The 24,997-nt window shown below is 35.3% G+C and carries 20 protein-coding genes; 11 read left to right on the forward strand and 9 right to left on the reverse strand.

Annotated elements, in window-relative coordinates; translation table 11 throughout:
- Nucleotides 1-102: 102 nt before the first annotated feature.
- The 6 genes from HH304_RS15540 to HH304_RS15565 all read right to left on the reverse strand — a co-directional run bounded on the left by HH304_RS15540 (nt 103) and on the right by HH304_RS15565 (nt 7,384).
- On the reverse strand, nt 103-840 hold the full coding sequence (locus HH304_RS15540) for a DUF2695 domain-containing protein (protein ID WP_169683311.1): 738 nt from the start codon (nt 838-840) through the stop codon (nt 103-105).
- 143 nt (nt 841-983) lie between these two features.
- On the reverse strand, nt 984-1,439 hold the full coding sequence (locus HH304_RS15545) for an energy transducer TonB (protein WP_169683313.1): 456 nt from the start codon (nt 1,437-1,439) through the stop codon (nt 984-986).
- A 500-nt stretch (nt 1,440-1,939) separates the two neighbouring features.
- Nucleotides 1,940-2,884 (reverse strand): hypothetical protein, encoded by a 945-nt coding sequence (locus HH304_RS15550; RefSeq protein WP_169683315.1) that lies wholly within the window; start codon nt 2,882-2,884, stop codon nt 1,940-1,942.
- 209 nt (nt 2,885-3,093) lie between these two features.
- Nucleotides 3,094-3,951, reverse strand: a complete 858-nt coding sequence (locus HH304_RS21280) for a DUF4236 domain-containing protein (RefSeq protein WP_271711652.1) — start codon at nt 3,949-3,951, stop codon at nt 3,094-3,096.
- Between the two features lie 507 nt (nt 3,952-4,458).
- The gene (locus tag HH304_RS15560; protein WP_169683317.1) at nt 4,459-6,207 is read right to left on the reverse strand and encodes a flavin monoamine oxidase family protein; all 1,749 of its coding nucleotides are present in this window, start codon (nt 6,205-6,207) and stop codon (nt 4,459-4,461) included.
- Nucleotides 6,208-6,220: 13 nt separating this feature from the next.
- On the reverse strand, nt 6,221-7,384 hold the full coding sequence (locus HH304_RS15565; RefSeq protein ID WP_271711653.1) for an FAD-dependent oxidoreductase: 1,164 nt from the start codon (nt 7,382-7,384) through the stop codon (nt 6,221-6,223).
- An 844-nt stretch (nt 7,385-8,228) separates the two neighbouring features.
- On the opposite strand from HH304_RS15565, the gene HH304_RS15570 reads away from it, so the two are divergent.
- From HH304_RS15570 to HH304_RS15580, 3 genes are all read left to right on the forward strand, one after another.
- Nucleotides 8,229-8,498: a hypothetical protein gene (locus tag HH304_RS15570; RefSeq protein WP_169683322.1), complete on the forward strand. Its 270-nt coding sequence runs from the start codon at nt 8,229-8,231 to the stop codon at nt 8,496-8,498.
- A 43-nt stretch (nt 8,499-8,541) separates the two neighbouring features.
- Entirely contained in the window at nt 8,542-8,919 is a 378-nt protein-coding gene (locus HH304_RS15575) for a hypothetical protein (RefSeq protein WP_169683324.1), read from the forward strand.
- 124 nt (nt 8,920-9,043) lie between these two features.
- Complete coding sequence (locus tag HH304_RS15580) at nt 9,044-9,688, forward strand: Pycsar system effector family protein (RefSeq protein ID WP_169683326.1); 645 nt, start codon at nt 9,044-9,046, stop codon at nt 9,686-9,688.
- Nucleotides 9,689-9,739: 51 nt separating this feature from the next.
- Here HH304_RS15580 and HH304_RS15585 read toward each other — a convergent pair whose 3' ends face one another.
- Nucleotides 9,740-10,108 (reverse strand): hypothetical protein, encoded by a 369-nt coding sequence (locus HH304_RS15585; RefSeq protein ID WP_169683328.1) that lies wholly within the window; start codon nt 10,106-10,108, stop codon nt 9,740-9,742.
- 545 nt (nt 10,109-10,653) lie between these two features.
- Between HH304_RS15585 and HH304_RS15590 the strand changes: the two genes are divergently transcribed.
- From HH304_RS15590 to HH304_RS15610, 5 genes are all read left to right on the forward strand, one after another.
- On the forward strand, nt 10,654-10,803 hold the full coding sequence (locus tag HH304_RS15590) for a general stress protein CsbD (protein ID WP_169683330.1): 150 nt from the start codon (nt 10,654-10,656) through the stop codon (nt 10,801-10,803).
- A gap of 61 nt (nt 10,804-10,864) precedes the next feature.
- Nucleotides 10,865-11,962, forward strand: coding sequence for a fatty acid desaturase family protein (locus HH304_RS15595; RefSeq protein WP_271711654.1), 1,098 nt, complete (start codon nt 10,865-10,867; stop codon nt 11,960-11,962).
- 220 nt (nt 11,963-12,182) lie between these two features.
- The gene (locus tag HH304_RS15600) at nt 12,183-12,743 is read left to right on the forward strand and encodes a helix-turn-helix domain-containing protein (protein WP_169683331.1); all 561 of its coding nucleotides are present in this window, start codon (nt 12,183-12,185) and stop codon (nt 12,741-12,743) included.
- A gap of 280 nt (nt 12,744-13,023) precedes the next feature.
- On the forward strand, nt 13,024-13,179 hold the full coding sequence (locus HH304_RS15605) for a lmo0937 family membrane protein (protein ID WP_169683333.1): 156 nt from the start codon (nt 13,024-13,026) through the stop codon (nt 13,177-13,179).
- Nucleotides 13,180-13,208: 29 nt separating this feature from the next.
- Complete coding sequence (locus tag HH304_RS15610; protein WP_271711655.1) at nt 13,209-13,550, forward strand: cupin domain-containing protein; 342 nt, start codon at nt 13,209-13,211, stop codon at nt 13,548-13,550.
- 79 nt (nt 13,551-13,629) lie between these two features.
- On the opposite strand, the gene HH304_RS15615 is transcribed toward HH304_RS15610, so the two are convergent.
- The gene (locus HH304_RS15615) at nt 13,630-14,784 is read right to left on the reverse strand and encodes a leucine-rich repeat domain-containing protein (RefSeq protein ID WP_169683337.1); all 1,155 of its coding nucleotides are present in this window, start codon (nt 14,782-14,784) and stop codon (nt 13,630-13,632) included.
- Nucleotides 14,774-18,805: a hypothetical protein gene (locus tag HH304_RS15620; RefSeq protein WP_169683339.1), complete on the reverse strand. Its 4,032-nt coding sequence runs from the start codon at nt 18,803-18,805 to the stop codon at nt 14,774-14,776. The genes HH304_RS15615 and HH304_RS15620 overlap by 11 nt, the downstream gene beginning before the upstream one ends.
- 216 nt (nt 18,806-19,021) lie before the next feature.
- Between HH304_RS15620 and hsdR the strand changes: the two genes are divergently transcribed.
- The 3 genes from hsdR to HH304_RS15635 are packed head-to-tail and all read left to right on the forward strand — an operon-like array spanning nt 19,022 to nt 24,958.
- A complete protein-coding gene (gene hsdR / locus HH304_RS15625) occupies nt 19,022-22,252 on the forward strand; it encodes a type I restriction-modification system endonuclease (RefSeq protein WP_169683342.1) in 3,231 nt (1,076 codons plus the stop codon).
- A gap of 1 nt (nt 22,253) precedes the next feature.
- Nucleotides 22,254-23,714: a class I SAM-dependent DNA methyltransferase gene (locus HH304_RS15630; RefSeq protein WP_169683344.1), complete on the forward strand. Its 1,461-nt coding sequence runs from the start codon at nt 22,254-22,256 to the stop codon at nt 23,712-23,714.
- Between the two features lie 2 nt (nt 23,715-23,716).
- On the forward strand, nt 23,717-24,958 hold the full coding sequence (locus HH304_RS15635; protein WP_169683346.1) for a restriction endonuclease subunit S: 1,242 nt from the start codon (nt 23,717-23,719) through the stop codon (nt 24,956-24,958).
- Nucleotides 24,959-24,997: the final 39 nt, after the last annotated feature.

A 24,997-nucleotide genomic window follows, 5' to 3' on the forward strand; every position in this document is an offset into this window, starting at 1 on the left:
CGTCGATTTACCCATAGTAACATTTTCAAGCACCGGACTTGTCAACACTGCATTCAAGTATAGGCCTATCGGCCACTCGAATGCTTAGTTATTGGCGGTATGTTATTTTATCTTCCTCAACAAGTTCTTTAGTTCGTTCATATCTCCTCTGAGTCGGCTTAGTTCGGTTCTAAAAACGAGACCCCAAGAACTTGTTTCTTTTCTTCTTATCCATGTGAGAACTGGTATCCAGCCTTTAGTCTTAAATGTAACCAATTCCAGATCACCAAGCTCCTCGTAAACAACTTCTGACTCACCTTGTACTTTAAGCTCAGTTTTTAACTCCCACAGTTCTCGCCAGTAAGATTCGTCTTCCCAATTTGTGATGGGGAAGTCTTTTAACAATTCAATCTTAATGTCTTGATTCATTCCGAATTGGAATTCGTATTGATCTTCAGCTTTGTAGAGTTTCCATGGAGAAGGTATTTGCGTTAATATCAAATCTTCATATTCGAGTGAATTGATCTTTTCGCGTTTAGGTGGTTTTGCTGGTTTATGATTTTTATCAAACTCTTTATGCGGAAAAGCATCTTCAACGTTCATTAGCACTTCACAGTCGCATCCGCCACCATGATCGATTAGAAAATCGATATGCTCTTCTAAACGAATCCCTTTTTTAGATAAAAATTCTGATGTAAGTCGAAAGTCATGTTGACATGGTCGGATTTCAAGTGTCGAATCTAAGAAATTAAAAAGCTCTTGAAATATGCGTTCAGGAAATGGTAATGATTCTAAAAACTCCTGTTCTTGTTGCTTCTTCCAAGACTTGATTTTATCTCTATGTTCTTTGTTTTTCTTCATGCAAAAATTACCGCCAACGTCAAGGCTATGTGTCCGCCGAAACCAACGGCTACTTAAAAAACTCATAGCTGATACCCAAAGATAATAGCCACATTTGGAAATAAAAACGGTGGATCATAGCCATTGTTGGTGTGATGTTAAGGTTATAATCTTATATGAATTGGTAGAATCATTAATGTTGCTATTGGTTTATCATTGCAAGTTCCAGGTTTCCAATCCAATTTCTCAAGAGCTTCGAAAATTTGATGCTCCTCAATATTTTCAAAATTCTGTTTTATTATACGCTGACCCAAAACATTTCCTTTTTCATCTACTACAAAACCAATTGTAATCTGTAAATCTCCCATGCCAGCTTTTCGAATATGTTTTGGGACTTTATAAGATTCGTTTAACTGATTATAAAGTTCAAAATTTCCATTATTTAATGTTGGCTTTGAGGTAGGAGTTTTTGTGACATTTAAACCAGTTTGTGAATCAAATTCACATTCACATTCACATCCACATTCATTATTAATTGTATTATTCTTCGTTTGTTTACAGGATTGAAGTAAGCCAATAAATGATACTAAAAAATATATGATTATCAATTTTAGATTCATGTCTTTCTAATTCACACCAACGAGCAGATAAGCGCGACTCTATTGCTCTTATTCCTTTTATAACTTCGTTGATCTTTTTGTTAATAATTCCCTTTAAAAATTCTAAAATAGCTCTTGATTCCGCAAAATCAAATATTTACTTTATAAATACCCGTTTGTAAACGTATGTAACCGGAATGTAATCGGAAATTTTTAAATCTGTTAATAAACATCTACAAACGATTCCAAATAGATAATTTAAAATTTATGATTTCAGATTTTTCAGAAATCAGGTTTCAGGTCAATCCGCTACTTGAACCACCTAGATTTTCACCACTTTAGTTTGTCCCCCGGCATACCAGAAATTTGATTTTACAATAAATGTACTGGCAGGGGACAGGCCATGGGAGATATCGTAATATTGACCTGGATACAATCCCTGCTTTTCATTAAAAGTTCGAAGTTACGCTGAACCTAAACTTCGAACAGCAAGGTATTTAAACTTATTTTAATCATTAAATTCAGTTCCTTATTTTCAGTCCGATTCTATCTTTATCAATATATAAATAATTTGATTGACTTTCTCCAATTTCGAATGGTTCAATCGCCCTATTAATTCCATTTTCTGCGAGCTTGTCAATATTAGTTGGTACTATTAATTTCAAGTCTAACTCATCAAAGAAAATATGTTCTAATTCTGTTATAGGATAAGGAAATCTTTCTTTTATTTGAGTTCGTAAGAATGAGGTTGTAAAGATTTCAATTTCAAAGAATTGTTCTTCATTAACTTGTATTTCTCTTCTCTTGAAGTATTTCTCATTAAAAAATTCATTTATTCCAGAATAGTAATGTTGAGACAAATTTTTAAGCAGTTGCTCATCATATTCGACATTTGAGTTTATAGGATCATAATATTTACATTTTACCTTATCATATAAATTATAAGAAATTGAAGCAATCGAAAAGTTAACCGGAATTGGTCCAGCTTGAGATTGATTTTTATGAGTTTTCATATTACCTGAACTCGATTTGCTATATCCTTTACATTCTATTGCGAACATTTTTGATGAATTGAATGCGATTAAGTCAGGTCTACTTCCAATAATGGGCAAATTTCTAAGTTTCATTGCTGCTTCATAGTTAACTGTAAATAAACTTTCATCTAATTGTTTACTCAAGTAATCTGCAATTGCCTTGCCAGCCAAATTCGAAAATTGACTCTTTTCTGTAGGATCTGAAAAACGTTTTGGAGGAGTTGAAAATTTATTATAATTGTAGAACTCGTTTCGTCTCAAATAATTTCTGAACAAGAAGAATAGGCCTAACACTCTATTTATTTTTTCAAGTTTTGGCGCATATCCCATTCCGGCTATTGAAAAGTGTTTTGCAAAGGCCAATCTTGATAATTGTATTTGAGAATTGGTTAAAATTTCGCTACTATCTTTATTTTCTAGATCTATTATCATTTTGGTTTATCGAAGGCAACGAATAAATATAAGCACCTTTATAGCTAATACACTACCCGTTTAAGTTGTTTATTTATAGTTCTAATTCCTAAAAAAAAACAAAAATATATAGTCCAGGATTAATTAACATGACTTTTTAATACTCTCTATCCGATTAGAACCATCAATAAAAGCCATAACAATGGCAAAAATTATCAAAATTTAATTCGCTACTTTAAATATTTTGAAGATACCCATCCTGTTTGCTTTTGATAATTAACTTTAGCCCATCCATCTGCACTTTCAAGAATATCAACCTCCTCATCGAAAGGAATAGTCATAATAATAGCTCCAGATGGGGTAGGCTCAGATCGAAGGTGCAAACCAGTCTTAGCACTAATAGTTGCTTTCGTTATAGTTTCTAGAACAACCTCATTCGGAGTTTCTGAATTAGTTTCAATGGTAGTCCCATGGAAAATTGTAATACCCGTATAAAGTATAAATACAGCAATACTTAACCTTAAAACTCCTTTTAGTATCAATTTCTTCCGTTCTAAAGGTGTTGCAGGAAATTTTGCCGTTAAATACACTTTTTTCATTTCATAACCATCTATTCGGTAACCATCTTTGTATCGGCGATCTGTGGAAGTTATTGCAACATTTTTAAAAGTGTAATAAAAAACGGTTTTCGAAAATATTCGCTTAACTCCGGTTATACCATAATATAAAGTACCTATCGGGTACAGAATGAAAGAACCTATAAGTATTAAGAATTCCATTAAATAGTTGTCAGTTTTAGTTAAGGCAGGTTTATATCCCTTCTCTTCTAACTCATTTCGGGTATAATTACTAGCAGAACGGGCTTCTTGAAAGTCATTTGTTGTGAATGTATTATCTGTACTCTTTTTTGAATCAGCTATTTTCTTTCGGTTATACAAACCTGTACCTGGAATACCGGTATTTAGATAAGCTCCTTTTTTCCCAATATTTACATTGACTCCTTTAGGTCCAATTGTTGTACTTACCCCTGATCGACTTAAATTAATTACTACCCCGGGCAGTATTTTTACTCTTTTCCTAAATTTCATAGTTATATTCTGAGATTTAAGGCATAAAATATAAATTTTAAAAAAATTTAAAAAGCTAGGGTGAAAGAAAATTACTTTACATTAGTACTTACCTTAAAAATAGAATTTCACCAAGAATAATTATTAGTTAACTATTCTTTAATAGCAAACTTCATAAAATTCTAAAATACTATGTATTAGCAATCTAAACTTTTAATAATCTGCTTTAGCTTAATACTTTGTTTTAATAGGATATGATTAAGTTTTTACATACGCGTTAGCCGGAAACTATAGGTTACCTTTAAAAGGTTCCTAATTTTTTTTGAAGATATCAATTAATAAAATTTTTCTTCTTCAAAAAATCAGCTATACTCTTTTCCCTCTATGCTGTTCGATTCATTCCTCCCTCAAAACAAAAACTCCTTTCCAAACCAAAGCCTGAAAAGGAATTTTATGTCATTCTTATATTTGGTCTGCGCCAGGTCAGTTCTTTACAAACTTGATCTTTATTATTGAATAAATATGGTATTACCACCCTAAATAATAATCGCAGTCCAGCCAGCCTGGTCTTTTAAGGTCAAAGCTTTTTTCAAGCATGTGCTCGGCAACACAAAATGCGCCTTCCACCCATCCTTGCTGGTCTGAATAGGCTTCCCCACATATATAAATCTCTTCATTTAGATTAGGACGACGCATATATTCCATCGTTTTAGCAATGTCATAACTTGCCTTCCATGCATGATAACCTCCGCCATACGGATCCAGCCCCCAATCTTTATACCATGTCACATAGGGATCAGGAATCTCATTTCTACCGTGTAATTCCCTAACCTGATTCATCGCTTCATCGACCATTGCTTGCGTAGCCTGGTTTTCTTCCAGTTCCTGACTAATGTCACTAGCTGCAAAATTGTTAGTTACTTTCACCTTAAATAATTTAAGATTTTCAGCACCTATTTCCCTGGCTTCAGCTAATGCCTTCCAGAAACTGACAGTTTCCATGTCATTATAACTACCTAAAAACAATGAATTACTGTTGTTCGGGTCGGTACCAAAATAATAACATTGTCGCATAGGCAAATCAGTAATAGAATGTCCGGACTGAGTACCAAAATCATCTTTCCACCATGGATATTCAAAGCCCATCAATATTTTCAGCGATGGCTCTTTTAATACTGAAGCCATATTTTTCTGAAGTTCTTTTTGAGTGTCAATATCAAAGAAGAAGTTATTTTGGTCTAACAGTTCTAGCGATCGTCGCGGCATCGCCAGAATTATCTTATTAGCTTCTAATGTCCAGGTACTTCCTGATTCTTCATTAAAAAACTCCAAAGCATACTTATAATTTCCTGAAGCTTGTTTTTTAAATGTATCCAGTCGATTACCTTTCCAGATATTGGCTCCTTCTTTTGCTAGATAAGCATCAGCCAAAGCATAAGCTATCTGATCATAACCTCCCTCGATTGTGCGATAATCAACTTCAGAATCCGAAAAATCACCAACCATATAAGGAAAGGCCTCAGCGGCATTCCAGTTAATAGTATTAGAAAAATAACCTCCGGCTTCTGAAAGGAAGGCATAGCCCTCTTGAGAAATACGGTCTTTAATAAGGTTCCAGAATCCAAGATCATTTACTTTCATTCCTTCATAAGGCCCCTGAAAATGGTAAGTCAATTTGGGTTTGACAACATTCCAGTCTTCCCTGGTTAGTTCAAAATTGTAAACATAGGGTTGTGGATTGGAAATTTTCGAACCATAGCATTCTACAAACCACGGATCAGCTTGCAAAACATCATAGATGACCTTGTTAAAAAGCTGATTGGCACTATACCCAATATCATCATCATTTAAATAATAACGAGTTTGTAATTTCTCGCCTTTCTTTTGTGCATCTTCCCAGTCACTCATTCTGAACCGTTCTTTGCGGAAATATCCAAAATGGTTCTTATCATCTCCCATAGGAAATTCGACATGGGTTAATTTATCTTTAAATACATCTTCGATCAATGAAGTGACAATTTTTTGTGACGTTAAATAACGCATCCCGCCTAACTCACCAGAGATACTCATTCCGGGAAGTTTTACAGATTCAAGCCGACCACCAATTCTTTGACTCATTTCAAATATCTGAACCTGATTTGCCGGCATTGGAGTATTCTCATCATATGTTAACCGATAAGCTGAATATAATCCGGAGACTCCAGCCCCGACTATGGCTACTTCTACCTGCTTGACGGAAGGAATATTGTCTTGTAATTCTAAGTTTTTCAATGACATGTTACTATGTTTATTAGAGTGGTTTATAGTTAATTTTGAAATTCGAAATATTGTATTCAGTAGTTCCTGTGAGCACAAGGTCTGATAATATTTTGCCGAGAAGCGGAATAAATTTGGCTGCCCATCCACCGGTATAAACAATAATGTTTTGATGATTATTTACTGATGGGAGAAGGGTATCTAACAGTAATTCCTTACTATTTTCACTCAGGGTAATCAGGCAAGTAGCAGTGTGGGTGGATTCACAATCAAGTCCGACCATATGGTTTCTAACCCAGGCTTCATTATATCCCAGGCTTTTTTCGCTTGGAAATGGACTCCTTTCACTAGGATCCTCAATTATTTTATCCGGAATATCCGGAGCTACCCTGATATAGCCCGGGTTTGCCCAATCTTCTTCGGGAAAACCGTAAAACAAGCTGGTATCCTGAGGTTCCTGAAAGACAAACCAAGTTGGAAGTTTGATGTCAGCTGTTTTTTTATAATATGCTGATGACATTTCCCAAATATCAACCATCACCGAAAGATCAAAATGTTTGAGTAACTCATTAATATATGCACCAGGACTTAACACTAGTTTCCCGGTAGTAAATTGCTGATCATTGGCAGTGACAATAATCTCTCCATTTTCCAGCGATTCAATACCAGTTACTTTGTGGTTATCCAGAAGGTCTACATTTTTAGCATCTCTGCATATCGACAAAAGAGATTCCTGAGTTGCTTTTAAGTTGATAATACCACCATCCTTTTGAAAGAACCCAATATAATCTTCGGGAATGTTCTTAAATGGAAATCTATTTTCAATATCGGCTGCTTTTAATGGATCATAAGGAATGTTTAGTTTATCCATAACATCCATAGCCGCCTTGATACCTCCTTCCTGACTACTGATATCCGGAGATCCGAACCAGAGAGATCCCACATGATCTATCAGTGTTTCATCAGTCTTTGTTTGTAGTTCTTCCCAATAAGGGATTGAGTCGAGGGCAAGCTGAGCCATATAATCTTGCGCATACTGAACTCTAAACTGTCTGGATAGTCCGGCTGAGCTCCCATTTTGATTTATAAAACTAAACCGTTCTAATAAAAGAGTTTGACAATTAGATTTTGAAAGTTCGGCAGCTGTTGCCAACCCCATTGGTCCACCACCAATGATAATAGTGTCATAGTATTTCATGTTTTGATTATTATTGGTCATTGCCATTATTTACAGGCACTGTAAATCTCTTTCACTATCCAATAACCGCGTTGACACAAAGTTGAAAATCCATTTATTACAATAAATTACTTGAATTATTACACAACACCAAAAGATTCAGTTTTATTTTTGAAATAGAAAAAACACTATAAACAATTGATTATTAGACATATATTCTGTCAATTTTGAAAGTGTCAATTCCGAAAATTTTAATAAAACCGGCTTATTAAGAAATATGTTGACACTTACAGGCATCAATTGTTGCCAATTTCCGAATTATTTGGTGTTTTCTATGGCATAATCATTAACCATAATAGCCTATAATCACAAAATCCCCAATCTTAGGTATTGATATTTCTGGAAGTATTGAATACCTTAATACCTGGTAATTCAACTAAAAAGAGCCAGGCAATTACCTCTACCGGATATATTAATTTAGAAAATGGCTGTAATCTGAAAAGCCAGTATACATAATTTTCTTAAAATATTTTGGTGCTACGAAAGAGGACAATCGAGTTGCGTGAACTAAGATTTCACTTTTCTCTACTCTCTAAATTCACACACTCTCTCTTAAGGAGGGTGTTCGAGAACTGCGTTTGAAACGCCGGGAAATTACAGCATTAAAAATGCCAACATCATAGCAAACGAAGACGATATCAACTCATAGGTTATAAACCATTACAACCAAAGCTATTACTCAAAGCCAAAGGATAACTTAATATAATTTATCATCAACTAATAACAACCAATCAATTAACCAATTAAATCCCCAGGCATGTGGATTAATAAATAGAAACCATTTCTTTACTATAACAATATAATTATGAAAAACGAAGGATTAAACTTTATCGCAGCACTTGACGGGGTAGAGCTAAGTGACGAGCAAATTGAGAAAATCAATTCAGGTATCCAGCAGGTAGTGATGGGTGAACTAGCTAAGATTGATAAGAAAGGAGACCTGATAATCACAGGTAGAATTGTTAAAAATCCGAAGTTTGGAGACTTCCCAATTCATACACGGGGAATCTGGATAGAGGATTTTGATTTGTTTAGAAATCGTGCAATTAATGATTACAAAAACATAAAACGTTAATCTGATGGACAAAAAAGAAGAGTCTTTGTTATGCCCGAGTTATGTGGCAAAACCGGGCGCAAAGCTCTTTGGAATCGTAAATACCAATGGATTCATTGATTATCTTAAGGCCACAATCGAGATTGATGAAACCTTTGTTGAAGAAGCTGCTAAAGGGCGTCCGCCTGAACAACGTTTTCGTTTTGCGGGTAACTGTGCTAAGAATGGATGTAAACAATGGAATGGCAAAAAGGGTGCTTGTGGATTAATCGATAATATCATTGAATTTAATGACAACAGGGATGTTAAAGACTTGAATCCTTGTGCAATTCGGGAGCGCTGCAGATGGTTTGCCCAGAGAGGAGCGAGGGCATGTAGCAATTGCAATGATGTAATTAGAAACTTAGAAACAGAATTATTGGAAATTGAAGGGATCAAATAACCTCTTATTTAATTAAATCGACCTTATTTAACAATGCACTAACATCGGGAATAGCATAGTGGATAATTCACTAATTAATAGTAACTTAACAATAATCATTAATTATCAATACTAAGCTATCATTATGGGAGAAAACGACCCAAATAAAGCTTCACAGAGGTTAGTTTATCTTCGAAATGTACATAATCTTGTCATTGAATGGTATAAAAATGCTGATACTAAAGCACTGGCTATCCTGACAGTTAATGGATTACTTATTACCTATATCACAGGACTATCAGTATTAAAGCCAAGCGAAATCAAGGATGTATTAAACATTTTGAATGAAATGAATATTTTGTTATTGGTACTAATGGCAATATCGATGGTTTATTCAATATTTTGTGCTTTATTTTCTTTCCAATCTAGAATAGGTAAAGAAAACAATAGTCCCCCCTCAAACCATGGGTATTTAGTATCTCCTGAGAAAATGATGTTTTTTGGTCATATTGCATCCTTATCAAAAAAGGAATTTACCGAAACCTCTAAAGCGATAGATGAGAAATTTGAAATAATTGCGCTCTCATCTCAAATCCATATTTTATCAACTAATGTATTGCATAAACACAAATGGGTAAACCGTGCTTTCTGGTCATTTGGAGCATCGTTATTGTTTCTATTGATGTTTACCACTTTATATATGAACAATCTCAATAAGTTAAAAGCGGAACCTAAACAAACAGAAAGTTTCATTTATAAGGGCATTCAGAAAATCAAATTTTACAACTGATATTCTTATTTTAAATTACATCAACTAGTAGTAGAGTTGGTTAAGGCTTTATCAAGGCATTGATGAATCCTTCTTTTGCAATAGAAAATGGAAGTCGTGCTCACTAACCTTTCCTGATAAAATTTCATCTTTATAGCTATATCCAAGAGAACTAAAATAATTTAATACCCCAACCTTTGTATTAAAAATCAAATTATTACCCTCTGAATCAGTTAATACTGCATCCTTATCAAACCATCCACGTATCCGTTGACCATAATCAACTTCAACAATCATTTCATTTTTAAACCCATTTTGAACACATCTGATTTCTATGTAATCAGCTTCAATATGGTCTAACAATTGTTGCTTTACGAATTGACTATAAGAATCAAATTGCGAAAGCAAAGCGCATGAAAATATTAGTATTAGTAGCCTCATTTTGTTATCGGTTTTTATAAATAGATCTTTTATTCATCTACCTAAAACAATAACTATGCCTGATTACATAACCTTTGAGCATACATTGGCTACATCAAGATAACTGAGCTTATTTTCTGACGCAATTCTGGTCGAGTTTTTCAATTTCCCTATAATAATGACTTATAAAATGAATAATTTTTGGGTTGTAAGACACACCAGCCTTCAGAATATGCCAAAAAAGAGCCCATAACAGTAAATATGTGATTTATGTAAATCTTACCCTTTTCGATGTAATCTATTTACGCCCATTTATATCGAGCTTTAAAACAGATAAAACCATAGTAATCAAATAATTAAACACTATGGATCAAACAAAACACTATGTCAAATAAAGAGAATAAGCCCAAATCAGACAAAACTCCAGCAACTAAAAGTCTTAAGGAAAAACGACTTGCAAAAGAGCAAAAGCGGAATGATAAGCGAAGAGATAATTAAATTATAAACATAAAGGCCCCTGGCCATTTTTGATGAACATAACCAGAAGCTGGCGTGAGCAAAAAGTCATGTTGAAACTCAGATTTTCCAATCTATCAGATGCAGATTTTGAATTTGAAGAAGGTGAAAGGGAAAATATGATGAATAACCTGGCTCTTAAACTCAATAAAACGAAAGAAGAGTTAATGAAACTCTTTAATGAATTGCAAAAGTATTGAATGAAAACCAATAACTAAACACTGTTTATGAGTAAAAACAAAAGAAAGAATTAAAGAAATAATGAAAATTAAGAATCTGAAATTTGCAAAAAGTGAATTCGAAGAATTCGAAAAATCTTTGCACAAGCGAGTAAATAATTACTTTAAGAAAAATAATAAATCGAGATTTGGTAATAGCAGTTTGATATATAAAACCATCATAATGCTGTCAACATTTTTTATCCCATTGATCATTATCAATACAGGGATAGTTGAAAATACACTCTTGCTTTTCACACTGTATATTATTAGTGGCATCGGAATGGCTGGCGTTGGTATGGGAGTAATGCATGATGCAATTCATGGTTCTTATTCTAAAAACCCCAAAATCAACAAGTATGTTGGTTACTCAATGAATCTCATTGGAGCAAATGCCAAAATCTGGCGAATTCAACATAATGTACTACATCATACGTATACAAATATTGATCATGCCGATGATGATATACATACACCCTTTTTCTTAAGGTTTTCACCCAATGCAAAAAAACACTGGATCCATCGTTTTCAACACCTATATGTGTGGTTTTTCTATTCTTTAACAACCTTATCATGGATAACACTTAAAGATTTCATTAATCTAATAAGATATAAGAAAAAAGGCCTTGTTAAAGAAAATATGAGCAAAGCAATGTTAAGAATATTAGCATGGAAAGGCTTATACTATTCTTATGCACTGGTATTACCACTAATAATGGTTTCTTTACCAGCATGGATAATAATCTTAGCTTTTTTAAGTATGCATCTGGTTACAGGCTTATGTATTTCATTTGTTTTTCAAACGGCACACGTTATGCCAAATACAGAATATCCATTGGCTGATAGCAATAATCATTTAAAAAACTCACGAATGGTCCATCAAATGGCAACAACCACCAACTTTGCTCCAAAGAGTAGATTTTTTTCATGGTTAATTGGTGGATTAAATTTTCAGGTTGAACATCACTTATTCCCTCATATATCGCACGTTCATTATCATCAGATTTCCAAAATAGTAGAGCGTACTGCTAATGAGTATAATATCCCATATTTAAGCTATGATAATTTCTGGATTGCTATAAAAGCTCACTTTAAAATGATTAAAAAACTCGGTACCCAGTCACCGAAAGCCATCAGCTAACAATTTCCATAAATTATGTTACCACAAATTTTTGAAGGTAAGACTTATATTATATAAGCTTTACCTTCATTATTTATAGAAATTATTTCCGTTAAAATCAAAATTATTACTATTAATCATCCTTTATGGGATTCTAGCTGCTATTATTTGATGATTGAAGATAAAAGCATCCTATTTAGACTGTTACCGTTAGTTATTATAGATAAATATAATAACAGGCATGAGGTTATACATCAAGTATATGGTAAGCCTTCGTTGTAAGATGATGGTAATTGAAGAATTAAAAAAATTAGGACTCAATCACATTTCTGTCGAGCTTGGCATGGTTGAAATAATGGAGGAACTAAATACAAAGCAACATGACCAACTAAAAGCCAATTTACTTCATTCCGGACTTGAACTTTTAGATAATAAACGCAATATCCTAATTGAAAAAATCAAGAACGTAATAATTGAAATGGTTCATTATTCTGATGAGTTGCCAAAGGTCAATTATTCAGATTTTCTATCTGACAAATTAGGTTATGATTATACCTATTTATCAAATATATTTTCTGAAGTAACTGGTACAACCATCCAGAATTTTATTATCGCCCACAAAATTGAACGGGTTAAAGAACTGCTGTTATATGACGAACTAAACCTAACCCAAATATCATATAAGCTTCATTATAGTAGTGTAGCCCATCTTTCAAATCAATTTAAAAAGATTACCGGATTATCACCCTCATTCTATAAGCAATTGAAAAAGAAACGAAATAGTAACCTGGAGGATATTTGATTATCTGTCGTTTATACTTTTATATTCTCAAGCAGGGTTGAAAATACTTTTAATTGCTTTTGCAACAGTTCTCAACTTTGAAAAATTACTTTTTCTTATTACTCCATATACATAAAATTGTATCTTAATTAAGGAGTAACCACTTTTTAGACCGAAAAGAATTAATCAGGCACCACATTGATTAAAACATGTGATTTGTGTAACATCCTCAAGATCAAATGTAACAACTTACTCAACTGATTTACTGATATTTACAGTACACCAACCTATTTTATTAATCATGAAAAATTTCCCCTATCTAATTGCTATAATACTATTTATTGCATGGGCAATTGGAGTACTAAAATATAATGCCGGAGGATTTATCCATATTTTAATAATATTGGCTTTAGTCACAATCTTATATCACCTGATAAGGAGAAAGGAATTACTATAGTGATGCATAGAAATGACAAATACTCTGAAATGAGTAAAGGAACGGTCTTAATTCTTGATAAGATTGTTGAATATACTTCCAGTGCGGTAAATAAAAAGACTATAATCAAAAAAAACACTGGAAACATAACTGCCATTTCATTTGATAGGGGAGAAGAGTTAACGCAAAACAGCTTACCCTTTGACACCTTCATACAAGTAATGGATGGTAAAACAGAGGTGACAATTGATAAAAAATCCAGCAAGCTGCTAAAAGGGGAGGCCATAATTATTCCAGCCCATTCCCTTTATACAATAAAAGCCAGTGATGAACGCTGTAAAATCATAGCGATCATAATTAAAAGTGGTTATGAAAACCTTTCGCTTAATTAGGTATATTCAATGGAAGAATGACGATAAATTATGAAAATATAATTTTTGTCAGGGTCAGCCCAGAGTAGATTTTACAAATCTACTCTGGGCTGACCTCATCCTTATAAATCACCCCATTGAGTTTTTCAAACCATTTGTAGCCTTCCTTAAACTTCTCTTCGGTGACTGGCAAGAACCTGATTGGCGTACCCTCGCTAAAGATGGTGCAAGGTGTATCTCGTTTTACATCAAACATCTCTTCTGGCAGAGTTCGAATGCTATTGTACTCGATATGGAGACCCCTTAAAGAATCTAGTTGACCTATAGAACCGGGTAATTCTTTAATGAAATTATGATTGATTCTCATTGTTGCTAAATTTCTACAATTCCCAATTTCCTCAGGAATCGATTTTATCAGGTTATTATCTAAGTGTATACTGTAAACATTAGGAAGTTCAGTTATCCATTGGGGAAATTCTGTTAACCCGCACCATCTTAAATGTACCGTTTGTAAATTTTTACAAGCTCCCAGATCTGGAAACTGTCCATTTAGATTGGGGGATCCTTTAAAAGTGATATTATGTAATTCTTCTACCTCTCCTAATCTTGGGGATATGTATCGTAAGTGATTATCATTCATGTTCAATATGGAAATTCGCATATCTCCAACCTCATCGGGTATCGAATCGATCGGGGTTTGGGAAAGATTTAGTTTTAATGGAATTGCAGTTGAATCAGGGAAGAGAATAGGAAATTTATTAATATTAGTTTTTTCTACAAATAATCCTTCAAGTTTCTTTGATGAAAGAAAAAAATCTTCCGGTATTTTATCAATTGGATTAAAGCCAATATTAACTGATCTCAATTTTTTTATTTTGGAAATGAAAGAAGGAAATTTAGTTAGTTCATTATCTTGAAAATCTAAATGCTCAAGTTCTTCAAATTCCGTTATCCATTCTGGAACTACCTTTAACTTTCCTCTAGTATAAATTAATTCTTTTAAATATTTAAAACTTCTTATTTCTTCAGGCAATTCATTAATTGAATCTGCCCCCCAAAATAAAACAGTAACGACATGAACAGAATCCTCATCTCTATTAATGGTTAATCTATCTCCAAACTGAGCCTTTAGTATTTGAACAGCACTATCTTCAACTGAAATAAGACCTTGATTATAATTCAAATCCTGTTTTTGATTTAAACAAGCTGATAATATTCCAGAGAGAACTATTATAAGAATGTAATTACTTTTCATTTTCATAGTGGTAATAATCCCATTCATGTTTTTGATGTTTTTTATAAAGATTAAATAGTATTAAGGAATCAAAAAGATTTAATCTTTCACCCGAAGCCATATCTTTACTAAGACCGCTAGAATTTTGCCCTGACAATACCCTATCATTTATTTTAAACTCCTTAGTCAAAAACTCATAAGCATTATCGTACCCAGTAAACCTATCTGCTTCACCAGCGTCAATTGTCATCAGATCGTTTATTTCTGTCCAATAAACCAGTGGATCAGCAAACTGTATATTATGGTTTTTGACTTTCTTCTGCACTGTCTCCACTATCGGCTTGAGGAAGTTGGCGAAGAGTTCTTTGACCTCGTCATTATAATTTGATTTGTATTTTTCCCACTTATCGTTAGAATAGTACTTGTCATTTTTCGAGTTTCGACGATGTTCATACTCTTTCCAATACTTCTCTATAATTTCTTTTTCTTTATCAGGATCACCCGATTCAAGCCGTGCCTTCTGAGCCTCTGAATACATGCTGTCCCTAAGCAACTTTTCATGCCCCACATCCGCTTCGTTCATGAACTTATTGTACTGCATGCTGATGTACTTTAAGGTGTTGGTTCCCGGTCGCTCGTAAACCAAGCCTTCTATCGCGCCATCTACCTCAGTTTCTAGTTTTGCACTTACTGCAACTATTCCTATCTGCGATGAATAGTTTACTTTTAATTTTGCCCCTGAAAATATACGTGTCCTGCTAAAAGTTCTCTCCGAAAGATCATAAAGCATATCAAATTTCACATTTGCATCGCCTTCAAACTCCAACTTTTGTTCGGTAAGATCATTCTTCGGGTCTTTCGGATTTTCAGGAAGCTTCATCTCAGTATTTTTAAAATTTTTATTAAATTTCCTAAGAGCCCTGTTTACAATCCCTTCTTGAATTTCAACATCATATCCTGCAATATTTTCAATGGTCATTTTATCGGGACTGCGCATTGTTGAAACAAAAGCTTCTGCATATTCAGTCACTGACCGCTTAAGGTCTTCAACAAGCTCTCCGGCGGTATTATTCCTGAAATATTTCTCAAGACGTTTGACTAATCCATCTCCTTCCGTAAAAGATTCTGCTTCCATCATGCTTTTTAATAAGCTGGTAAAATTAGAAACATTGATATTAAAAACAACATTTATATAATTTCCTAACAGGTCGATATTCTTACTCGAGCCAGTCCTTAAAAATTGGATTGTCACCAAGTCATTGGCAGAAAGTTGAACAACATAGTTTTTACCGCCTTGTTCTTTCATGAAATCTGATGATACTTCTCTGACCTTCTCAGGATCTGACCGATCATCAAATACTCTTTTACCCGAATAATGCTTGTAATTTGATTGACTTGCATCTGCCGAAAATGTCCCGCTATGGTTACTCTCTTTATCCGAAATCCGGGCTTTAGCAGAAGCAGAACCAATTGATTCCGGTTTATAATATCCTGCTGCTAGCAAGTCACGATTTTTCCCTTTGTCCCAATAAGTTTGAAACTCCGGAATGTACTCACCATTATCGAGCAAAAAGTTGGTTATCTGATGTATTACATTTACAAGAAAAAAATCAACTCCTTCATAAAGCGGGGTACTAAACGATTCATTTTTAAAAGTTGTGGAAATTTCTCCAACACCTTCTACACCCACATTGCCTTTTAAACTCAAATCCAACGATGCACTAATCATTCCACCTTCAGTCATGGAAGATTTGAATTCTTCTTCTGCAGAAACTCCCAGATAAACGACCAAATATAGCGATCCTTTTAATTTGATCTTTAAAGTTTGCGAAGTTGAAGTCAATCCGTTTACCTTACCCAAAGTAAATAGATTTCTTAAATGTGATTCAAGTATTTCCGGCTTAAAGTCCGAATCTTCCAGCTCAATATCCTTTCCACTGGCATAATCCTTCGAATAGTCGGTTACACCAACATAGGAAACTCTTTCATCACTGATCTGAATGTGTGGTTTTCCATGAAGTGCATTTGCAGGAACCTTTACCTTTGGAAATTCACTGATGGAATATTTTGCATCATCTCTGTGGATCATTCCCGAAGAATCGATTGCATTCCAGTAATTTGCAGCCCTCAATTCATCTTTCCCGATACACAAGTAATTTGTGACAGTCGTCAGTTTATCATTTTCTGTTTGTTCAGGTGCAAATGGAGGTATAGTATAGTAATAATCCTTAAACCCTCCGGACTTATGTTTACGGACTATTAATTTCCCTTCTCCGAAAATCGTGTTATAATCAATTTCGTTAAAATCCTGCCGCGCAAGCGTGTCTATTTCGGTGGCTTTCACCATTAGCTCATCATCATAAATATCAAAATCTAGATATTTGAGCGCACTCTGATAATCTGAGTAATGTAGATTATTATATTGAAGTAAAACCCGCTTCAGGTCATTTACTATTTCAGGATACTCATTTAAAAACAGCTTTATGTTATCGGCATTTCCATTAAGGTTAAATAATGCCTGAAAAAAAGTTCGCTTGTCTACGGTTTTAGCATTTAATGCTTCCTTTGCCCGAGTACTTAGTTCGCTTATTGTCAGATCATTCCATAAGTTGGCATGAATTGTCGTTACTTCAGCATTTTCACCTTCCTGAAGCAATTGCTGCTGTTGATTTACTATCTCTTGTTCATAAGACTCATCTGAAACATTCAGGATTATAAGCTTTCTCAATTTTAGAATTGTTGAGACATTCCAATTGAAATATTCCTCTTCAATATTATAAAGCTCGTCTTCTATCGTGATGCCCTTCTCTTCGAAATACTTCTTTTTTATGGGAATTAAAGCATAAGGGTTTCCTTTAATTTCGTTTTCTAAAAATTGAAGAATATTTTCCAGATCACTGCTATCTTTCCAATTGGTATTCAATAACTGATTAAGTATAATTTTATTTGATACACTTAATGGTCGATTAAGAATTTGATCATCTACTTTTACTTCAATGTATTGATTCCCTTGTTTTAAATAATAAGGGTATTTTTCATAAAATTGATATTTACCCAGTACCAACACTGCATTTTCCGGAATTGGATCATCGACATTATTAATCATGAACCTGTTCTGCTCAAAAAGCCACTCCAGATCAAGCGAAAAGAAATAGGCTACGTCCTCTAAGGTAGACCCTTCATTTGCTAATAGAAAAAAAGAATCTTCAACCTTCAATAATGAGCCGCAAGACAAAGCAAAATAAAGATGATCAGATTCACTACCGGGTAACATAATATTACCATTCATAATCTCATTTAATCCATTTTCACCACCGGGGGTTGCAGATGAAATCTCAGAATTACGAATGTTATCCAGATACTTTCTTTGTCGGGATAGTTTTTCTGATGCCTCTGCTTCTTTATCATCTGAAATAACTTTTTCAGATTCAGCAAATGAACGTCTAACGTTATCAAAAAATAGTATTTCATGAAGTAATTGGAAGGAAAAATAATGTGTTGATTTAGTTTCCATTCCGGGGTTGCGCTTAGTTCTTTTATACTCCGAAAAATTAGTTTCCCGTAATATGTTATATAAGAACATCAAGGTTCGGTGTTCGCATTTTAATAGTTCATCAACTTTAAGTTGACTGATAATCTCATTAGCTAATAAGGCCCGGATGTTTATATTACTTTCCTCAAAATATTTAACCCAGCGATCTTCGGCTAATAACTCAAAAACTCTTCTTAACAACTCATAGTCTTGTGGAATCTGAATGTTTAAAGCAACAGCAAGTCTATTATAGTCACTTCCATACATTTTTATCAGCTTTTCAGCCTTGGCAGTGACAGGGTCTTCTGTTTCATTTTGGGTTTCCCCTGAAAGACTATCAAGAATTTTATAAGGATCTTTTTCTATATGCCCACCTTCAAAAGGAATATTGTTAACGTTTACTTCTCCATTTTCATTAAAATATGGATAATCACTCCAGTCATCTTCCTCAAAATTATAATTATTGGAAATCTCAGGTGACTTTTTAGGTTTCCTGGTAAATTCACTCATATGTTGATAAAAAAATAGTTGAAAGAGGCTGTCAATTTATAACAGAAAACTTTTCAATCAAAAAGTGTCGGAAATAAAATCATTAATTTTTTAATAAGTTTTTCAAGTCCTGATCGAAAACCATTTCTCAACCTTAGAATTTTCCACAATTAATAGTATATTTCTTCCGTGATTTTTTCAACTATCATATAATATTGGCTAAAATAAGAGTGTTAAGTGTCAAATTTTTCATTTTTAGAAAACGAGTTTCCGATCCTTTATAATAATGCACTGGCTGCAGAATATAATCTCTATGAAGATCCTGTAACGGCATTGTTTAAATTAAGGCAGTTTGGAGAGCGATTAACCCAGATTATTTACGAAGAGCATCAAATTGAATTCCCTTCAAATACGCAGTTTTTACATCTTTTGAAAGGATTACAATATGAAGGTGTTTTACCTGATGCTATCAAAGACCTTTTGCATAATATTCGCATGAAAGGTAATGATGCAGTTCATAATCAGAAAGGTACAACAGACGACGCAAAAGGTGTGTTATACTCTGCCTTCAAAATAGCTAAGTGGTTTTTCGAAACCTATGGCCAATCGGTTGGCAACATAGCTGAATACCGGTTTTCACCGCCTAAAAATCTGGATGCACGGCATGCCCTGAACGAACTGGAAAAGGAACATGAAGAGCTTAAAAAGAAATTTGAACAGGCGCTCAAGGAAAGAACTGTCACCGGATTAAACCCGGAAGAAAAGGTTGCCATCCAGCAAAGATCAGAAAAGGCATTAAAGAAATTAGAACTCAACGAAGCCGAAACCAGGCAGCTCATAGATAATCAATTACGACAGGTAGGCTGGGAGGCTAACACAGAAGAAATAAACTTTAAATCTCACAAGTCGCTACCTGAAAAAGGAAAAAACAAAGCGATAGCCGAATGGCCTTGTAACGGTAAGTGGGCTGATTATGCACTGTTTATTGGTACTGAGCTTTATGCCATTATCGAAGCTAAAAAGTATGCCGAAGATATTTCTACTAACCTTGACCAGCCAAAAATCTATGCGGAAAGGGTTGAGGCTGTTAATGAGGCTGAGTTACTAGGCGAATGGTCAAAATATAAGGTTCCATTTTTGTTTTCTACCAATGGCAGACCTTACCTGGAACAAATTAAAACCAAGAGCGGAGTCTGGTTTCTTGATGTCAGGGAAGCGTATAATAATTCCAGGGCTTTACAAGGCTGGTATAGCCCGGAAGGATTAAAGAATCTGTTTGGAAGAAATATCCAGTCAGCAGAGGAGAAGCTTAAGAATGAATCTGCCATATTTTTGCAAAACGAACTGGGTCTGAGAAATTACCAGATAAAAGCTATCAAAGCGGTAGAAAAACATCTTCTCGAAAACCCTGAGGTGAACAGAAGTCTGATCACCATGGCCACCGGTACAGGCAAGACCCGGACAATTATCGGGTTATGTTACCGACTGATTCAATCAAATCGCTTTAAACGAATTTTATTTTTGGTCGATCGTACCTTGCTTGCCAAACAGGCAATTGATGCCTTTTCAGATAATAAAATCGTCGGACTTAATACCTTCTCTGAAATATATGATGTGAAGGGACTGAAAGATTTGGTTCCGGATGCGGATACCCGTTTACACTTCGCAACGGTACAGGGCATGGTTAAGAGATTATTCTATAGTGAAGATGATAACATACCGGCGGTAGATCAATATGACTGTATTATCATTGATGAGGCTCACCGTGGCTATCTCCTTGATAAGGAGCTGGATGAAGATGAACTGGACTTCAAAAACCAAATGGATTACGTCAGTAAGTACCGAATGGTATTGGATTACTTTGATGCCTATGCAATCGGACTAACCGCTACTCCAGCTTTACACACAAAAGAAATTTTTGGATTGCCAGTATTTACTTATTCATACCGGGAAGCAGTAATTGATGGCTATTTAATAGATCATGATCCTCCATATAGTATTAAAACCAAGTTAGGTGAAGAAGGAATCGTCTGGCAGAAAGGTGAAAAACCCAAAGCCTTGGACAGAGAAGGCAATGAAATTGTTGAGCTTTCAGAATTAGAAGATGAGCTTAAGATTGAAATAGCAGGGTTTAACAGACAAGTGATTACTGATTCGTTCAACAGGACAGTGATAAAGCAGCTCGTACAGGAACTGGATCCGGACGGAGAAGAAAAAACCCTTGTTTTTGCCGCTACTGACGAACATGCCGACCGGGTAGTTCAGCTTTTTAAAGAAGAGTTTGAAGAAATCGGCATTCCGATCAGTGATGACATGATCCAGAAGATCACTGGAAAATCATATGATCCACAGGAACAATTAAAGCGATTCAAAAATGAGAAGTATCCGAATATCGTTGTTACTGTTGATTTACTGACTACGGGAATTGATGTTCCGGCAATTTGTAACCTGGTTTTTCTAAGGAGAATAAAATCAAGGATTCTCTTTGAACAGATGCTTGGAAGAGCCACCCGACGATGTGATGAAATCGGCAAAGAGGTATTCCATATTTACGATGCAGTTAAAATTTATGACACGCTCGAAGATTATACCCAAATGAAACCGGTGGTGGTTAATCCTTCTGCTAACTTTCAGCAGCTTGTTGAAGAATTAGAGCAAATTGATTCCGAAAAACGAACTCAACAACAGATCAACCAGATCATTGCTAAAATACAGAGAAAGAAATCATTTTTATCTGAAAAAGACTTCGTGCAGTTCAGATACAATTCAGGTGACCTGGATCCGGATGAATTAATTGAACAACTCAAACAAAATTCTCCTCAGGAAGCTACTGAGCAAATTAAACGCTGCACGAAGCTTTGGCAGTTTCTTGACGAATACAAGCCACTTCCAAGAAAGCAATTGGTTTCTGATCATGATGATGAACTCCACGCAATTGAAAGGGGTTATGGTAAGGCAAAAAAACCGGAAGATTACCTCGAAAGCTTTTCGAAATTCATAAAAGAGAATCAAAATAAAATTCAGGCACTAAACATTATTTGTTCCAAACCCGCACAACTTGACCGTAAATCACTGAAAGAATTGCTTTTAGAGTTAGACCAGCAGGGCTACAACGAAAGTTCGCTAAAAGTAGCCTGGAAAGAAGCCAAAAATGAAGACATTGCAGCCGATATCATTGCGTATATTCGCACCCTGGCGCTGGGCACTTCCTTACGATCGAAGGAAGAACGAGTGAAACAGGCAGTAGATAAGATCAGACAGATGAAAGACTGGAACAAGGTACAGCAGCAATGGCTCGACAGGTTTGAAAATCAGCTGATCGCCGAATCGGTACTTCAGGTGCCGGATTTAGATCGTGGACTCTTTAAAGAAAAAGGAGGTTTTAAGCGACTAAACAAGATTTTTGGTGAAGAGCTGGAAGACATTATTAGAAAAATTAATCAAAATTTATATACCGATATAGCATAAGATGAGTGCAGAAGAAATAGCGAATAAATTATGGAGCTTGTGTAACGTATTGCGTGATGATGGTGTGACCTATCACCAGTACTTAAATGAATTGACCTATTTACTCTTTTTACGCCTTTCTGAGGTGAAAGAGTTCGATAGCGAAATACCTGAGGAATACCAGTGGAGTACCCTGAAAAATATTGATGACAATGTGGTGCTGTTTGATACCTACAGAGACCTGCTGGCGAATATTGCCACTAAGGCAGAAAACCCGACGATCAAGGAAATATATACCAACGCCTCGACAACACTGAGAAAACCGGTAAACCTGAAAACACTGATTACCAGTATTGATAACATTGACTGGTATGATGAGGCTGAACAAGATAAGATCGCCACGATCTATGAAGAACTGCTTGAAAAGAATGCCGGAGAAAAGAAAAGTGGTGCCGGTCAGTACTTTACCCCACGACCGTTGATTAATATCATGGTCGATCTGTTAGTGCCAAAAGTAGGAGAGCGTTGGAACGACCCCGCAGCGGGAACATTCGGATTCATGATCTCCGCTGATGAGTATTTGCGAAACAAGACCGACGATTATTTTACGCTCGATGAAAAGCAGCAAAAGTTCCAGAAATATGAAGCTTTTAGTGGGTGCGAACTTGTACAGGATGCGCACAGACTAGCCTTGATGAATGCCAAGCTCCACGGACTGGAAAGCCATATTTATATGGGTGACACCTTGTCTGAGCAGGGCAAGAGCTTCAAAAACTTTGATGGCGTGCTGGCTAATCCGCCATTTGGCACCAAAAAAGGAGGGGAACGACCAAGCCGCGATGATTTTACCTTTCCGACCTCAAACAAACAGCTAAACTTTTTACAGCACATTTACCGCTCACTACACAAGCGGGGTGGTGCCAGGGCAGCAGTAGTATTGCCCGACAACGTATTGTTTGAAGATGGTGACGGACAGCGTATCCGGCAAGACTTAATGGATAAATGCGACCTGCATACCATTTTAAGACTACCTACCGGAATATTCTATGCGGCAGGCGTAAAGACCAATGTGCTGTTTTTTGAAAGGGGCACTACCGAAAAAGACAATACCAAACGCGTTTGGTTTTACGACATGCGAACCGATGTGCCAAGCTGGGGAAAACGGACACCATTTACCAGAGCGGCATTTGAGTACTTTGTCGAAATGTACACCGGAGGCATAAAGCTTGAAGATGTCAAAGAAAAATACGATGGTACAATAGATGATGAAAAGCGGAAAAAAGTAGCCAATAATCGCTGGCAGATGTTTACCAGGGAAGAGATTGCTGCCAAAAACGATTCGCTTGATCTGGGATTGATCGAAGACGAAAGCGTGAGCAAGAATGCCGACTTGGGCGATCCGATAGACATCGCTAAAGAAGCCGCAGCAGAGCTGGACAGCATTAAAAAAGAATTGGACGAAATAGTAAAATTGTTGGGGTGATTATGAATGGCATACCTAAAAATTGGATTGAGACATCATTTACAGATATACTAAATATTAAAGGTGGTACTCAACCTCCCAAATCTAAATTTATCAGTGAACCTAAACATGGTTACGTCAGGTTATTACAAATAAGGGATTTCGGAGATAAACCAGTACCTACCTATGTGCCAGAGGAAAACAAACTTCAAAAATGCACCTCTAATGATATTCTTATAGCAAGATATGGGGCTTCAATTGGAAGGATCTTAACTGGTATGGAGGGAGCATATAATGTTGCTATGGCAAAGGTATTAATTCCTGATCTAATAGATCATAGATTTATTTATTGGTTATTAAAATCAAATATATTTCAAAGCCCCATACTTTCACTTCAAAGAACAGCTCAGAGTGGATTTAATAAAAATGATTTAGAATTTATTAACCTCCCAATCCCCCCACTAGCCGAGCAAAGGCGTATTGTCGCCAAATTAGATGCATTATTTGGGCATTTAGACAATCTAAAGGCGAAGTTGAACCGGATTCCCGAGCTCCTTAAAAACTTCCGCCAGTCAGTCCTCACCCAGGCGGTTACTGGTAAGCTTACAGAGGAGTGGAGAGTGGCTGAAAATATCAAAGTGGGGAAATTTACGATATTAAAGGAATTAGGGGAAGTGTTAGCAGGTCAATCCCCTAAAGTCTCTGAAGTGAATACAGAAGGTAGAGGTGAAAAATATATTACTGGACCTGAACAATGGGATGGAAAGAAATTTCACAAACCAAAATGGACTGAATTCCCTAAGCGAATTGCTCCAAGTAATTCTATTTTTATAACAGTAAAAGGTGCCGGAGTGGGAAAAACTTTTCTAGGCACAAAGGCTGCTATTGGGAGAGACATTTACGCTTTCGTACCCGAAGATCATATAAATCATAAATTTGTTTTTTATGCAATAAAAGCGACTACTGCTGAAATTATCACTAATGCAAAAGGACTTATCCCAGGCTTATCGAAATCTCACCTTCAAGATCATAAAATTTATTATCCAGGTAAATTCGAGCAAGATGAAATTGTTTGTAGAATAGATAAATTATTCTCAGTTGCTGATTCAATCGAAACCCAATACAACTCCCTAAAAGACAAGATAGACAATCTTCCTCAGGCAATTCTACAAAAAGCCTTTAAAGGAGAGCTCGTTCCGCAAGATCCCAATGATGAACCGGCAAGCGTGCTTTTAGAGCGAATAAAAGGGGAGAAGGGGGAGTGATATTTATTTTTTAATACAAGGAATTATCAACTAAAATAA

The organism is Marinigracilibium pacificum (assembly GCF_012926615.1).
GTDB classification, from domain to species: domain Bacteria; phylum Bacteroidota; class Bacteroidia; order Cytophagales; family Cyclobacteriaceae; genus Mangrovivirga; species Mangrovivirga pacifica.